Source organism: Pseudomonas sp. FSL L8-0168 (genome assembly GCF_037976155.1).
GTDB lineage: Bacteria > Pseudomonadota > Gammaproteobacteria > Pseudomonadales > Pseudomonadaceae > Aquipseudomonas > Aquipseudomonas paracarnis.
The window spans coordinates 2,570,991-2,583,943 of the sequence record NZ_CP150262.1 but is presented as its reverse complement, the minus strand read 5'-3'; the positions used below and the strand labels follow the sequence as shown (position 1 = coordinate 2,583,943).

The window sequence follows — 12,953 nt, the reverse complement described above, 5'->3', positions numbered from 1 at the left end:
GCGCCTGCCCCATATCCCCTGTGGGCTCACATATTTGGGTTGGGTGTTTATAGAGGGATCCCAGCCTTGACTCGGTATTGGTTGCGTACCGGCGTCGCATACTGCACCACCAGATAAGGCCGGTGCTCCGCCGGGCACTCGTTCAAGCGCCGCTCCCATTCCGCCTTGGCCTTGGCCAGCTCATCGGCCGGGAATACGTCCGCCGCCTTGGGCACCTGCAATTGCGGGTCGGCGTCACTCCACTGCGCATATGCCAGGTAGTGCACCGGGAACAACCGATAGCCGCCCAGGATCTGCCGGTCCATTTCCACGGCCAGCAGCTTGGTGTCTTCGAAACGCTCGGTGATCGGCGGCGCAAAGTTCACGTGCACCCGGCCTTTATAGCCGGTAATGCCCAGGGCAATGCTCACATCATCCTCGCCCGGTGCCTTGCTGTAGGTACCGGTGGTGGCGCGGATATACAACTCGCGGGCTTTGGCGGCATCGCAAGGGTCGTACTCGTAGCTGATGGACACCGGCGTCAGGTTCAACGACTGTATGACCTCGGCAAATGGCTCGTCCTTGCGGCTGACGTGGAACATCTTGAGGATCGCCGATTCGGTACGGTCATCGCCATCCTTGGCCCGGCCTTCAGCCTGGGCAATCCAGATCGACTGGCAGTCGTTGCGGATCGAATGATTGATGTAGGCCGACAGCAGGTTGTAAGCCGCCATCTTCTCCTTTCGCCCGGTGATCGAACGGTGCACGATGAAGCTCTTGTTCAAGCGCATCAGGTCGCTGACAAACGGCTTTTGCAGCAGGTTGTCGCCGATGGCGATGCGCGGCGTCGGCAGGCCGGCGTGGTACACGGCGTAGTTGACGAAGGCCGGATCCATCACGATGTCGCGGTGGTTGGCCAGGAACAGGTAGGCGGTGCCGGATTTCAGTTGCTCGACGCCGGTATAGGTCACGCCGTCGGTCGCCCGGTCAATGGTGTGGTCAACGTAGTACTCGACCTTGTCCTGCAGCGTGGCCACGGTGGTGACGCCAGCGAACTCACGGCGCAGTTTGCGCGCGATCATTGGCTTGAGCAGCCAGCCCAGGGCGCCTGCAAAGCGCGGGAAGCGGAAGTGGGTCAGGATGTCCAGAAAGGCCTTGTCACTGAACAGGCGCGCCAGCACTGCCGGGACTTCGCTGTCGTTGTAAGGTCGGATGGTATCGAATTCGCCCATCATGCTCTCTTGTTAGAAACGGCTAGGGTAAGTAAAAGGAAATGTCAGGGTGCGGTCCGAATAAGGGGCCGGCCAAGAATAGCCCTGTAAATAGACCGGCGATTATACGCACAAGTCACCTGGGAGACTGCGATGCTCGAAACTGCGCTGTACGATTGTCCTTATTGTGGCGAAGAGGTCGAGACAACGGTGGATTTGTCCGGTGGTGACCAGACCTATATAGAAGACTGCCAAGTGTGTTGCCGGCCGATCACATTCGACCTGCAAGTTCATGGTGAAGAGTGGATGCTTGAAACCCGCAGCGAAAATGAATAATGCGCAGCGGGAACGAATAAAAAGGTACGCCCATGCAGCGAGTCTACGAACCGGAAAACCTGATGGAGGGCGAGTTGCTGCAGCAGATGCTTGCCAGTGAAGGCATCGAGGCGCATCTGGTGGGGCGCCACCTGCTCGGCGGCACGGGCGAGTTGCCGATCTTCGGCTTGCTGGGGCTGGAGGTCGATAACGATCAGGCGGCTGTTGCCCGCGAGCTGATCACTGCCTATATCGGCGCGCAACCGTTGCCCGGCGACGAACCCGACAGCTTCCCCGACGTATTGGTCTGTTAGGCTGTCGGTCGGTTTACCCCAAGAGTCGTGTTGCCCCATGTGTGGACGTTATGCCCTGTTTCGCTGGAACCCTGCCTTTGCTGCCTTGCCCGGCTTCCCCGCGGATCAGCAGGCCCAGTGGAACATTTCCCCCAATGATTCGGTACTGATCCAGCGCCTGAGCGAAGGCCAGCTCACCCTGGCGCGTGCCCGTTGGGGCCTTACGCCGCCTTGGCTGACAGACCTGTCGCGTACTCCAGCCCATGCCCGCGCCGAAACCCTGGCCGAACAACCGATGTTCCGTGAAGCGTTCCGCCAGCGCCGCTGCCTGCTGCCGGCCAACGGTTTCTACGAATGGCGCGGCACCCAGCGCAAGCGCCCGTATTGGCTCACGCCGGGGGAGGGCTCCACGTTGTTCTTTGCCGCAGTGTGGGAAGCGTATCCGGTGCAGGAGCAGGTATGGCTGAGTACGGCGGTGGTTACCCAAGCGGCGCAAAGTCAGCGCCGGCCATTGATCCTGGACGCGGCAGCGCAGGCCGCCTGGCTCGACCCCGAGACACCGCTGCATGTATTGCAGAGCCTGCTGGCGGCTGAGCCTGCCGTGCTGCGCGAGCGGGTGCTGGCCAATATGGTCAACGATCCGAAGCTCAATGGGCCCGAGTGCCTGACCCCGGCGTGAGCTTTGCCAGTCCGGTCGCGTTCGGATGTATCTGAAATTCAGCGGTTAAACGTCTGGTGTATCTGGCGCAGATACCAATGACCGCCTACGATACGCGCCATGTTTTCAGGGAGCGTGTTCATGAAGAAGTCATTGGTGGTAAGCGGTTTGGTTGCAGCGATGCTGCTGGCGGGTTGTCAGTCGGTCAATACCACCAGCGGCGGCGCCGTTGGGGTGGAACGCAAGCAGTACATGTTCAGCATGCTGTCGAGCCAGGAAGTCGACCAGATGTATGCCCAGTCTTATCAGCAGACCCTGGGTGAAGCCAGCAGCAAAGGGGTGTTGGACAAGACCAGCGCCAACGCCAAGCGCGTGCAGGCCATTGCCAAGCGCCTGATCGCCCAGGCTCCGACTTTCCGCGCGGATGCGGCCCAGTGGAACTGGGATGTGAACCTGATCAAAAGCGATGAGATGAACGCCAACTGCGGGCCTGGCGGCAAGATCCTGGTGTACAGCGGCTTGATCGACAACCTCAAGCTCACCGATGACGAACTGGCCGCCGTGATGGGCCATGAAATCGCCCACGCCTTGCGTGAGCACGGCCGAGAAGCCATGTCCAAGGCTTACGGTATCCAGATGGCCAAGCAGGGCGCCGGGGCAATATTCGGTCTCGGCCAGGACAGCCTGGCACTGGCCGATACCGTGGCCAACTACGGCATGACCTTGCCCAACAGCCGCAGCAATGAAAACGAAGCCGACCTGATCGGCCTGGAACTGGCCGCCCGCGCTGGTTACAACCCGAACGCGGCCATCACCTTGTGGAACAAGATGGCCAAGGCTTCGGAAGGCGCACCGCCGGAATTCATGAGCACGCACCCGGCTTCCGACAGCCGCATCGCGTCCTTGCAGGCGGCGATTCCGAAGGTAATGCCGCTCTACCAGCAGGCCAAGAAGTCCTGATCGACGCCCTGTGGCAGCGAGTTCGCTCGCGAATGCGGTGTTGCAGTGACTCATTCAGTGACTGATACCTCGCCTTCGCGGGCAAGCCCGCTCCCACAGGGTCCTATGCCAGGCGCTGATTCTGGACCACTGTGGGAGCTGGCTTGCCTGCGATAACGCCCGTTCAGCAACAGATTCAGTGACTGATACGCCGCTATCGCGGGCAAGCCCGCTCCTCCCGCCCTGATCGGTTTACAGCCAGCCGCTGCTCTGCATGGCCTTGTACACCGCAATAATCGCCAGCACGAAGAACGCCGTAGCCGCCAAGCGACGAATCAAGGTCAGCGGCAGCTTCTCCGCGGCAAAATTCCCCGCCAGCACCACCGGAACGTTGGCAATCAACATGCCCAGGGTGGTACCGATAATCACCAGCCAAAGTTCCGGGTATTGCGCCGCCAGCATCACCGTGGCGATCTGGGTCTTGTCACCGATTTCGGCGAGGAAGAATGCAATCAAGGTGGTCAGGAAGGGCCCGAACTTACGGGTGGTACTGGCTTCGTCATCATCGAGTTTGTCCGGCACCAGGGTCCACAGCGCCGTGGCGCAGAAGCTCGCGGCGAGGATCCAGTGCAGCACCGCATCCGAGAAGAAACTCCCGAACCAGGCGCCCACGGCACCGGCCGCCGCATGGTTGGCCAGGGTCGCGGCGACGATACCGGCGATGATCGGCCAGGGCTTGCGAAAGCGCGCAGCAAGGATGAGTGCGAGCAGTTGCGTCTTGTCGCCGATTTCGGCCAAGGCAACGATTGCGGTAGGAACGAGTAGTGAATCCAGCATCAGGTAGTTTCCAGGGGCGGGTCGACACGGCTATGACACGTACAGCCTTCCCGCCCCGGGTAAGGTGTGCGTGTCATAGGTCTTGTCAAACCCCGGTCCGTCTGTGCGGACTCCTGGGTCGCATACGCCATGGTCTGCTGACCAAGTATGTTGACGTATGCCGGACGAGCATGGCGCTCGTGGGAGACTACTCCCCTAGGACGCTGCGGATTCTGCCTAGGCAAAACCCATTCGGCAAGCGTTCTTTTTCAAACCTCCGTCAGGGACGCTTGGCGCGGTAAATGCGAAAACCATTGCCTTCGGCCTTGATTGCGCAGATGCCCAAATGCTCTTCGATCAGTGGCTGGTACTTCAGGAAACTATTGGCGACCAGGCGAAGTTCGCCACCTTTTGCCAGGTGTTTCGCCGCTTTTCGCAGCAGGTTCTCCGTGGCGAAATAATCGGTGTGCACGCCGACATGGAACGGCGGATTGCTCAAAATCGCGTTCAAACCCATGGGCGCGGCGTCGATGCCGTCACCGGTCAACACATCAGCTTCCAGGCCGTTCGCTGCCAGCGTCAGGCGACTGCTGGCGGCGGCGAAGGCATCCACATCCAGCATCGTCACGGTGTTATGCGGGTAGCGGCGTTTGACCGCAGCCCCCAACACCCCGGCGCCGCAACCGAAATCGAGCAGGTTGCCGCTGGGCAGCTTGTCCAAGTGCTCCAGCAACAACTCGGTGCCGCGGTCCAGGCGACCATGGCTGAACACCCCTGGCAAGCTCACCACCTTCAGCGGGCCTTCGGCCAGCGGTACGTCGAAGACCTGTGCCAGGCTCTCAAGCTCCACGGCGTGCGGCGCGTTGGCGACGGTGACCTGCCACAGCTGGCAATGCCGTGCACTATCGAGCTTGCGCGGTTTGCCGAACGGAACCATCTGTTTGGCGGCGCTTTCGATACCCCCCTTTTTCTCGCCCACCAGAAACAGCTCAGCGCCAGGCAGGCGCGCGGCCACGGCGTTGAGCAGGTAGTCGGTGAGGTCTTTGGACTTGGGCAGGAAAATCACCGCCGCATCAAAGGCGCGCTCGGGCACCGTCACGCCAAACTGGCTGCGTTCGGCGAAGCGCGCATCGAGCGCCGCCTGGTCACCGGCATGCCAGCACCAGCCGTGGGCATTGGGCAGGCGCCCAAGCAAATCGTCGGCAGGCAAACCTACGAGCAGCAGGTTGCCTTGAAAAAGTTCGGCCTGGCGAAGCAGTACTTCACTGCGCGGATCCATAGTCTGCTCCTTGAAAAGGGGCGCAGTTTATCAACTGACGACGCGCAGCGGGGCGCCGTTGAAAAAGCCCTGGGCGTTTTCCGTGAGCTGGCCGACGATGCGCTGCCGCGCTTCGCGACTGCCCCAGGCGTTGTGGGGCGTGACGATCAAGCGTGGAATGTTTCCCGCCAGCAGCGGATTACCAGTGACTGGCGGCTCGACACTCAACACGTCAGTCGCGGCGCCGCCAAGATGACCACTGCGCAGCGCGTCGGCCAGGGCCTGTTCATTGATCAAGCCACCGCGTGCGGTGTTGACGATAAACGCGCCGGGCTTGAGCAGCGCCAGTTCACGGGCGCCGATAAAGTCGCGGGTGTGTTCATTGAGTGGGCAATGCAGGGTCAGCGCATCGACCTGGGTCAGCAATTCGTCCAGCGGCACACGGTCGGCGCGGGCAGGGCGCCCAGGTATCGCGCCGAGCACCACGCGCATGCCGAACGCTTCAGCCAGGCGTGCCACGGCACTGCCCAATTCACCGTGGCCGAGCAGGCCGAGGGTTTTGCCTTCCAGTTCGACGATCGGATGGTCCAGCAGGCAAAACTGTTTGGCCTGCTGCCATTTGCCAGCGGCCACATCCTGTTGGTAATCCTTCAAGCGCGTGGCGAGGTTGAGCAACAGCATGATCGTATGTTGCGCCACCGACGGCGTGCCATAGCCCTGGCAGTTGCTCACGGTGATGCCGTGGGCGCGGGCCGCTTCAAGGTCGATATTGTTGGTGCCAGTGGCCGATACCAGGATCAGTTTGAGCTCGGGGCAGGCGGCCAGGGTTTGCGCCGTGAGCGGGATTTTATTGCTGATGGCGACTTGGGCGCCCTGCAAGCGCTCCAGCACATTTTCTGGCGTGGTCTGTTCAAACAACTGAAGCTGGCTGAAGCAGTCATGCAAACCGCTGAGGTCGAGGTCGCCCAAGTCCAGGGAAGGGTGGTCGAGGAAGACGGCGCGGCGATTGTTCATGATCAACTGTACCTTTTGCGACGAGGTTCGAAGGCGTAATCTGCCGAGCCTATCAGATGAAATAATCAGTTACTTAATGGAGTGAGCATGTACGTCGCCGAGTTTTTGACCGTAGCCTTGATTCACTTGTTGGCAGTGGCGAGCCCCGGCCCGGATTTCGCCGTGGTGGTGCGTGAAAGCGTGACCCACGGCCGCCGTGCCGGAACCTGGACGGCCTTGGGCGTCGGTTCGGCGATTTTCCTGCATGTGGGTTACTCGTTGCTGGGTATCGGCTTGATCGTGTCCCAGTCTATTGTGCTGTTCAATGCGTTGAAGTGGGCCGCAGCCGCGTACCTGCTGTACATCGGCTTCAAGGCCCTGCGCGCTCAGCCGGCCAAGCCTGCGGCCGAGGGCGATCTGCACCGTGAAGCGGGCGAGCGCACTCCACGCGGCGCGTTTACCGCAGGCTTTGTGACCAATGGCTTGAACCCCAAGGCCACGCTGTTCTTCCTGTCGCTGTTCACCGTGGTGATCAACCCCCACACACCGCTGGCGGTACAGGCTGGTTACGGTGTGTACCTGGCGGTGGCCACGGCCCTGTGGTTTTGCCTGGTGGCCATGTTGTTCAGCCAGCAGCGCGTGCGCGCCGGGTTTGCAAAGATGGGTCATTGGTTTGATCGGACCATGGGCGCGGTGTTGATTGCCATCGGGGTGAAGCTGGCCTTTACCAGCATGAAATAATCACTTTTCTCAAGCCCGCTCCCACATTGGGTCTCATTAGGTCCTCGGTAATGGCGTAACGCTAGCATTTGCTGGTCCCTGCAAATCATTCCTTTGGCTGATTTGGCTGAAACATAAGCGCTCTACAGTGCAGGTCTTCAAGCCAAGACCGTGCAGTCATTAAAGGGATTCTTATGTTGCAGACCCGTGTTATCCCGCCCGCCGAAGGTGCGTACCAGTACCCGCTGTTGATCAAGCGCCTGTTGATGTCCGGGACTCGCTACGAGAAGACCCGGGAAATTATCTACCGCGACAAGCTGCGCTACAGCTACCCGACGCTGATCGAGCGCGTTGCGCGCCTGGCCAATGTGCTGACCGAAGCCGGGGTCAAGGCTGGTGATACTGTGGCGGTGATGGACTGGGACAGCCACCGTTACCTGGAGTGCATGTTCGCCATCCCGATGATCGGCGCGGTGATTCACACCATCAACGTGCGCCTGTCGCCAGAACAGATTCTGTACACCATGAACCACGCCGAAGACCGCTTTGTGCTGGTCAACAGTGAGTTCGTGGGGCTCTACCAGGCCATTGCCGGGCAGCTCACCACCGTCGACAAGACCTTGTTGATTACCGATGGTGACACCCTCACCGCCGAGCTACCCAACCTGGTGGGTGAGTATGAAACCCTGCTGGCCGCGGCCAGCCCCATCTATGACTTCGAGGATTTCGACGAAAACTCGGTCGCCACCACCTTCTACACCACCGGCACCACCGGTAACCCCAAGGGCGTGTACTTCACCCACCGGCAACTGGTGCTGCACACCATTGGCGTGGCGACCATCATGGGCAGCGTCGACAGTGTGCGCCTGCTGGGCACCAACGATGTGTATATGCCGATCACGCCGATGTTCCACGTACACGCCTGGGGCTTGCCGTATGTGGCGACCATGCTCGGGCTCAAGCAGGTGTACCCCGGCCGCTACGACCCCGAATACCTGGTGGAACTGTGGCGCAAGGAGAAGGTGACGTTCTCCCACTGTGTGCCGACCATTCTGCAAATGGTGCTCAACGCCAAGGCTGCGCAGAACGTGGATTTCGGCGGCTGGAAAATCGTCATCGGCGGCAGCGCCCTCAACCGTTCGCTGTATGAAGCTGCCAAGGCTCGTGGCATTCAGCTGACCGCTGCGTATGGCATGTCCGAGACCGGGCCGCTGGTGTCCTGCGCTCACCTCAATGATGAGCTGATGGCCGGCAGCGAAGATGAGCGCACCACCTACCGCATCAAGGCCGGTGTGCCGGGCCCGTTGGTCGAGGCGGCAATCATGGACACCGACGGTCGTTTCCTACCCGCCGATGGCGAAACCCAGGGCGAACTGGTGCTGCGCGCGCCGTGGCTGACCGAGGGGTACTACAACGAGCCGCACAAGGGCGCCGAGCTATGGGCCGGTGGCTGGCTGCACACCGGTGATGTGGCCACGCTGGATGCCTTCGGTGTGATTGATATCCGCGACCGCATCAAGGATGTGATCAAGACCGGCGGCGAATGGATCTCTTCCCTGGCACTCGAAGATCTGGTCAGCCGCCACCCGGCGGTACGGGAAGTGGCGGTGGTGGGCATTGCCGACCCGCAATGGGGCGAGCGGCCCTTCGCCTTGTTGGTGGTGCGTGAAGGGCATGTGATCGATGCGCGAGAGCTCAAGGAACACCTCAAGCCTTTTGTCGAGCTGGGCCATTTGAGCAAGTGGGCGATCCCGAGCCAGATCGCCGTTGTTACTGAAATTCCCAAGACCAGTGTCGGCAAACTCGACAAGAAACGTATCCGTGTCGACATCATCGAATGGCAGGCCAACAACAGCACGTTCCTGTCCACGCTCTAAACCTTCGCGCCGCGCCCGTGCGGGCGCGGCAATGCTCTATATCAAGCCTTTACTTGTGATTTGCCGAATTTCAGCCATCCTTCCCGCGTCGACCTTCGTCGGCGTGGCGAAAGGGTTGTGGCAGACAGGTTGGTGATGCAAATCACACTTTAGAGGGATCAAGCACTACCCCCCTCTGGCTATAGTCCCTTTCAGAGTTTTTCGCGGATGTTGCGCTTCGAGCCATGGAGGCTCGGTGGCGATGCGGCATTGGAATCGTTGTATCCCGGCCGTTACATCTGAAGAAAGGGCTCACTGCCATAACAATAAAATATGCACATGGAGTAGCGTCGATGACCTCAGTAAACCAGTTCTGGCGCCGGGCAAGACTGCCCCTGGCCGTCAGCCTCGCTTCTACGCTCGCCGGGCCGGCATTCGGCGTCAGTTTCAACATTGGTGAAATCGAAGGGAGCTTTGACTCGTCGCTTTCCGTGGGGGCGAGCTGGTCCACGGCCAAACCCAATCGTGACCTGATCGGTGCCAACAACGGCGGCAAGGGCCTGTCCCAGACCTCCGATGACGGGCACTTGAACTTCAAGCGCGGCGAAACGTTCTCGAAGATCTTCAAGGGCATCCACGACCTGGAACTGAAGTACGGCGACACCGGTGTGTTTGTGCGGGGCAAGTACTGGTACGACTTTGAACTCAAGGACGAAAGCCGTCCGTTCAAGGACATCAGCGACAACAACCGCAAGGAAGGCGCCAAGTCTTCGGGCGGGCAGATTCTCGATGCGTTCGTCTACCACAACTACTCGATTGCCGATGCGCCGGGTTCCGTGCGTTTTGGTAAGCAGGTGGTGAGCTGGGGCGAAAGTACCTTCATCGGCGGCGGCATCAACTCCATCAACCCGATCGACGTGTCGGCGTTTCGCCGTCCGGGGGCCGAGATCAAGGAAGGCTTGATCCCGGTGAACATGTTCTACGTGTCCCAGTCGCTCACCGACAACCTGTCGGCCGAGGCGTTTTACCAGCTGGAGTGGGACCAGACCGTGACCGATAACTGCGGCACGTTCTTCTCGCAGCCGGACGTGATCTCCGATGGTTGCAGCAATAACCTACGGGTACTGAACAAGCGTTCGACCATTCCTGCCGCCGCCCTGCCGACCCTGGGTGCCTTGGGGGTGGACGTGAACAGCGAAGGCGTGCTGGTGCGCCGTGGGCCGGACCGTGATGCCCGCGACAGCGGCCAGTTTGGCGTGGCCATGCGCTACAACTTCGAACCGCTGGATACCGAATTCGGCGCCTACTTCATGAACTACCACAGCCGTGCGCCGATCTTCAGCGCGCAGGGCGCGCCATCGGCGGCCTACACGCGTCCGCTGGGGCCACTGGGGGCCTTGCGACCGTTGATCGTGGCGGGCAGCTCGAACTACTTCGTCGAGTACCCGGAAGATATTCGCCTCTACGGCCTGAGTTTCTCCACCACCTTGCCTACCGGCACCGCCTGGAGCGGTGAGTTGAGCTACCGTCCGAATGCACCGGTGCAGTTGAGCACCACTGACATTCTGTTCGCCGGTGTCACGCCGATCCCCGGCTTTGGCAATGCGTCCGTGCTCAAGGGCACGCCGGGCCAGGACCTGCACGGCTACAACCGCAAGGAGGTCACCCAGTTCCAGACCACCTTCACGCACTTCTTCGATCAGGTGATGGGCGCCAGCCGCCTCACCACCGTCGGTGAAATCGGCGTGACCCACGTGGGTGGCCTGGAAAGCAAATCCCAGGCTCGTTACGGCCGCGACCCGGTGTTCGGCCCAGGCACGCTGCCAGGTGGGTTCTGCAACGCCCTCAACAACTCCACCGCCAACGGCGCCGGCTTGCCCAACGCTGCTGGCCTGAACACCAACTGCAACAACGACGGCTACACCACCGCAACGTCCTGGGGCTACCGCGCCCGTGCCATCTGGGAATACCCGGACGTGTTCGCGGGCGTGAACCTCAAACCCAACGTGGCCTGGTCCCATGACGTCAAAGGTTACTCGCCAGGCCCTGGCGGCAACTTTGAAGAAGGTCGCAAGGCGGTCAGCCTGGGCCTGGATGCCGAATACCAGAACACCTATACCGCGAGCCTGGCGTACACCAACTTCTTTGGTGGCAAGTTCAGCACTGTGGATGACCGCGACTTTGTCGCCTTGAGCTTCGGCGCCAACTTCTAAGCACACTCTTTTCAAGTGGCATGTATTCAGGAAGACCAGAGCATGAAAATAACAAAAAGTCTGTTGCACGTGGGTGTGCTTGGGCTGTCGATCCTGGCGAGTAACGTCATGGCGGCAGTCTCGGCAGATGAAGCCGCCAAGCTCGGCACGACCCTGACCCCGATGGGCGCCGAGATGGCCGGTAACGCGGCCGGCACCATTCCAAAATGGTCGCCATTGCCGACCAATGCCGGTGCGGTCGACGCCCGTGGTTTCCTCGCCAACCCGTATGCCAGCGAGCAACCGCAGTTCACCATCACCGCGCAGAACGTCGAGCAGTACAAAGACAAGCTGGCCCCCGGGCAATACGCGATGTTCAAGCGTTACCCGGACAGCTTCAAGATGCCGGTGTACCCGACCCATCGCGGCGCCACCGTGCCGGCCGAGGTGTTTGCCTCGATCAAGAAAAACGCCACCACCACCAACCTGGTGTCCGGCGGCAACGGTCTGGAAAACTTTGAAACCGCCGTCCCGTTCCCGATTCCCAAGAGCGGCGTTGAAGTGATCTGGAACCACATCACCCGTTACCGCGGCGGCAGCGTGACCCGCCTGGTTACCCAGGCCACCCCGCAAACCAACGGTTCCTACAGCCTGGTGTACTTCCGCGACCAGTTCGTGTTCCGCGACAAGATGAAGGACTTCGATCCGAAAAACCCAGGCAACGTGCTGTTCTACTTCAAGCAGCAAGTGACTGCGCCAGCGCGCCTGGCCGGTGGTGTGCTGCTGGTGCACGAAACCCTGGACCAGGTCAAAGAACCGCGTTCGGCCTGGGTCTACAACGCCGGGCAGCGCCGTGTGCGTCGGGCGCCGCAAGTGTCCTATGACGGGCCGGGTACTGCCGCCGATGGCCTGCGCACCTCCGACAACCTCGACATGTACAACGGTGCGCCGGACCGCTACGACTGGAAGCTGGAAGGCAAGAAAGAAATCTACATTGCCTCCAACAGCTACAAGATCGACGATCCCAAGCTCAAGTACGCCGATATCATCAAGGCTGGCCACATCAACCAGGACCTGGCTCGCTACGAGCTGCGCCGTGTCTGGCACGTGGTCGCCACCTTGAAGGAAGGCCAGCGCCACATCTACGCCAAGCGTGACTTCTACATCGACGAAGACACCTGGCAGGCAGCGGTGATCGACCACTACGACGGTCGTGGCCAACTGTGGCGCGTCGCCGAGGCCCATGGTGAGAACTACTACGACAAGCAAGTGCCGTGGTACGCCCTGGAAACCCTCTACGACCTGCAGTCCGGCCGCTACCTGGCCCTGGGCATGAAGAACGAAGAGAAGCAGGCCTATGACTTCGGCTTCACCGCCAGCACCAGCGACTTCACCCCAGCGGCCCTGCGCCAGGACGGTGTTCGCTAACCTCTGCTGATGCGCTCTGAATGATCGCTCCCACGCTCTGCGTGGGAGTGCTTCCTGTGACGCTCTGCGTCACGCCTCAAAAGTCGACGCGCAGCGTCGAAGTCTGCATTCCCACGCAGAGCGTGGGAACGATCATTCCTGGATGGGCGCGTTTTTTTTTGTGCTTCGCGAGCAAGCTCGCTCCTGCTTCTTGCTTGGCGGCTGGAAGGGATATTTCTTGTCGCAGTTCTTTTTCAGCCATTTGTTGCAAAGATCTACAATCCCGCCGCTTTTACCGCTAGTCTGCGGACATCTG

General features: G+C 60.7%; 13 protein-coding genes and 1 riboswitch. Of the genes, 8 read left to right on the top strand and 5 right to left on the bottom strand.

Features of this window, described 5'->3' with window-relative positions:
• Positions 1 to 47: 47 nt before the first annotated feature.
• On the bottom strand, positions 48 to 1,211 hold the full coding sequence (locus MHH62_RS11290) for a 1-acyl-sn-glycerol-3-phosphate acyltransferase (protein ID WP_014716949.1): 1,164 nt from the start codon (positions 1,209 to 1,211) through the stop codon (positions 48 to 50).
• A gap of 132 nt (positions 1,212 to 1,343) precedes the next feature.
• Here MHH62_RS11290 and MHH62_RS11285 point away from each other — a divergent pair, with 132 nt between their 5' ends.
• From MHH62_RS11285 to MHH62_RS11270, 4 genes are all read left to right on the top strand, one after another.
• Positions 1,344 to 1,526: a CPXCG motif-containing cysteine-rich protein gene (locus tag MHH62_RS11285; protein ID WP_014716950.1), complete on the top strand. Its 183-nt coding sequence runs from the start codon at positions 1,344 to 1,346 to the stop codon at positions 1,524 to 1,526.
• A gap of 32 nt (positions 1,527 to 1,558) precedes the next feature.
• On the top strand, positions 1,559 to 1,819 hold the full coding sequence (locus MHH62_RS11280; protein WP_014716951.1) for a DUF2007 domain-containing protein: 261 nt from the start codon (positions 1,559 to 1,561) through the stop codon (positions 1,817 to 1,819).
• Positions 1,820 to 1,856: 37 nt separating this feature from the next.
• Positions 1,857 to 2,477 (top strand): SOS response-associated peptidase, encoded by a 621-nt coding sequence (locus tag MHH62_RS11275; protein WP_014716952.1) that lies wholly within the window; start codon positions 1,857 to 1,859, stop codon positions 2,475 to 2,477.
• A gap of 120 nt (positions 2,478 to 2,597) precedes the next feature.
• Positions 2,598 to 3,416 (top strand): M48 family metallopeptidase, encoded by an 819-nt coding sequence (locus MHH62_RS11270; protein WP_014716953.1) that lies wholly within the window; start codon positions 2,598 to 2,600, stop codon positions 3,414 to 3,416.
• 231 nt (positions 3,417 to 3,647) lie between these two features.
• Here MHH62_RS11270 and MHH62_RS11265 read toward each other — a convergent pair whose 3' ends face one another.
• The 3 genes from MHH62_RS11265 to MHH62_RS11255 all read right to left on the bottom strand — a co-directional run bounded on the left by MHH62_RS11265 (position 3,648) and on the right by MHH62_RS11255 (position 6,486).
• Positions 3,648 to 4,232, bottom strand: a complete 585-nt coding sequence (locus tag MHH62_RS11265) for a TMEM165/GDT1 family protein (RefSeq protein ID WP_014716954.1) — start codon at positions 4,230 to 4,232, stop codon at positions 3,648 to 3,650.
• Between the two features lie 88 nt (positions 4,233 to 4,320).
• Positions 4,321 to 4,440, bottom strand: a riboswitch (yybP-ykoY riboswitch).
• 51 nt (positions 4,441 to 4,491) lie between these two features.
• Entirely contained in the window at positions 4,492 to 5,490 is a 999-nt protein-coding gene (locus MHH62_RS11260) for a class I SAM-dependent methyltransferase (protein WP_014716955.1), read from the bottom strand.
• Positions 5,491 to 5,520: 30 nt separating this feature from the next.
• Positions 5,521 to 6,486 carry a 2-hydroxyacid dehydrogenase gene (locus MHH62_RS11255; protein WP_058409900.1) on the bottom strand — a complete coding sequence of 322 codons (966 nt, stop codon included), beginning with the start codon at positions 6,484 to 6,486 and terminating at the stop codon, positions 5,521 to 5,523.
• Positions 6,487 to 6,570: 84 nt separating this feature from the next.
• On the opposite strand from MHH62_RS11255, the gene MHH62_RS11250 reads away from it, so the two are divergent.
• The 4 genes from MHH62_RS11250 to MHH62_RS11235 all read left to right on the top strand — a co-directional run bounded on the left by MHH62_RS11250 (position 6,571) and on the right by MHH62_RS11235 (position 12,658).
• The gene (locus tag MHH62_RS11250; RefSeq protein WP_058409869.1) at positions 6,571 to 7,203 is read left to right on the top strand and encodes a LysE family transporter; all 633 of its coding nucleotides are present in this window, start codon (positions 6,571 to 6,573) and stop codon (positions 7,201 to 7,203) included.
• 173 nt (positions 7,204 to 7,376) lie between these two features.
• The gene (locus tag MHH62_RS11245; protein WP_014716958.1) at positions 7,377 to 9,059 is read left to right on the top strand and encodes a fatty acid--CoA ligase; all 1,683 of its coding nucleotides are present in this window, start codon (positions 7,377 to 7,379) and stop codon (positions 9,057 to 9,059) included.
• 332 nt (positions 9,060 to 9,391) lie between these two features.
• Positions 9,392 to 11,251, top strand: a complete 1,860-nt coding sequence (locus MHH62_RS11240) for a DUF1302 domain-containing protein (protein WP_003188640.1) — start codon at positions 9,392 to 9,394, stop codon at positions 11,249 to 11,251.
• A gap of 42 nt (positions 11,252 to 11,293) precedes the next feature.
• The gene (locus MHH62_RS11235; protein WP_014716959.1) at positions 11,294 to 12,658 is read left to right on the top strand and encodes a DUF1329 domain-containing protein; all 1,365 of its coding nucleotides are present in this window, start codon (positions 11,294 to 11,296) and stop codon (positions 12,656 to 12,658) included.
• Between the two features lie 76 nt (positions 12,659 to 12,734).
• On the opposite strand, the gene MHH62_RS11230 is transcribed toward MHH62_RS11235, so the two are convergent.
• Positions 12,735 to 12,899: a hypothetical protein gene (locus MHH62_RS11230; protein WP_153649474.1), complete on the bottom strand. Its 165-nt coding sequence runs from the start codon at positions 12,897 to 12,899 to the stop codon at positions 12,735 to 12,737.
• Positions 12,900 to 12,953 lie beyond the last annotated feature (54 nt).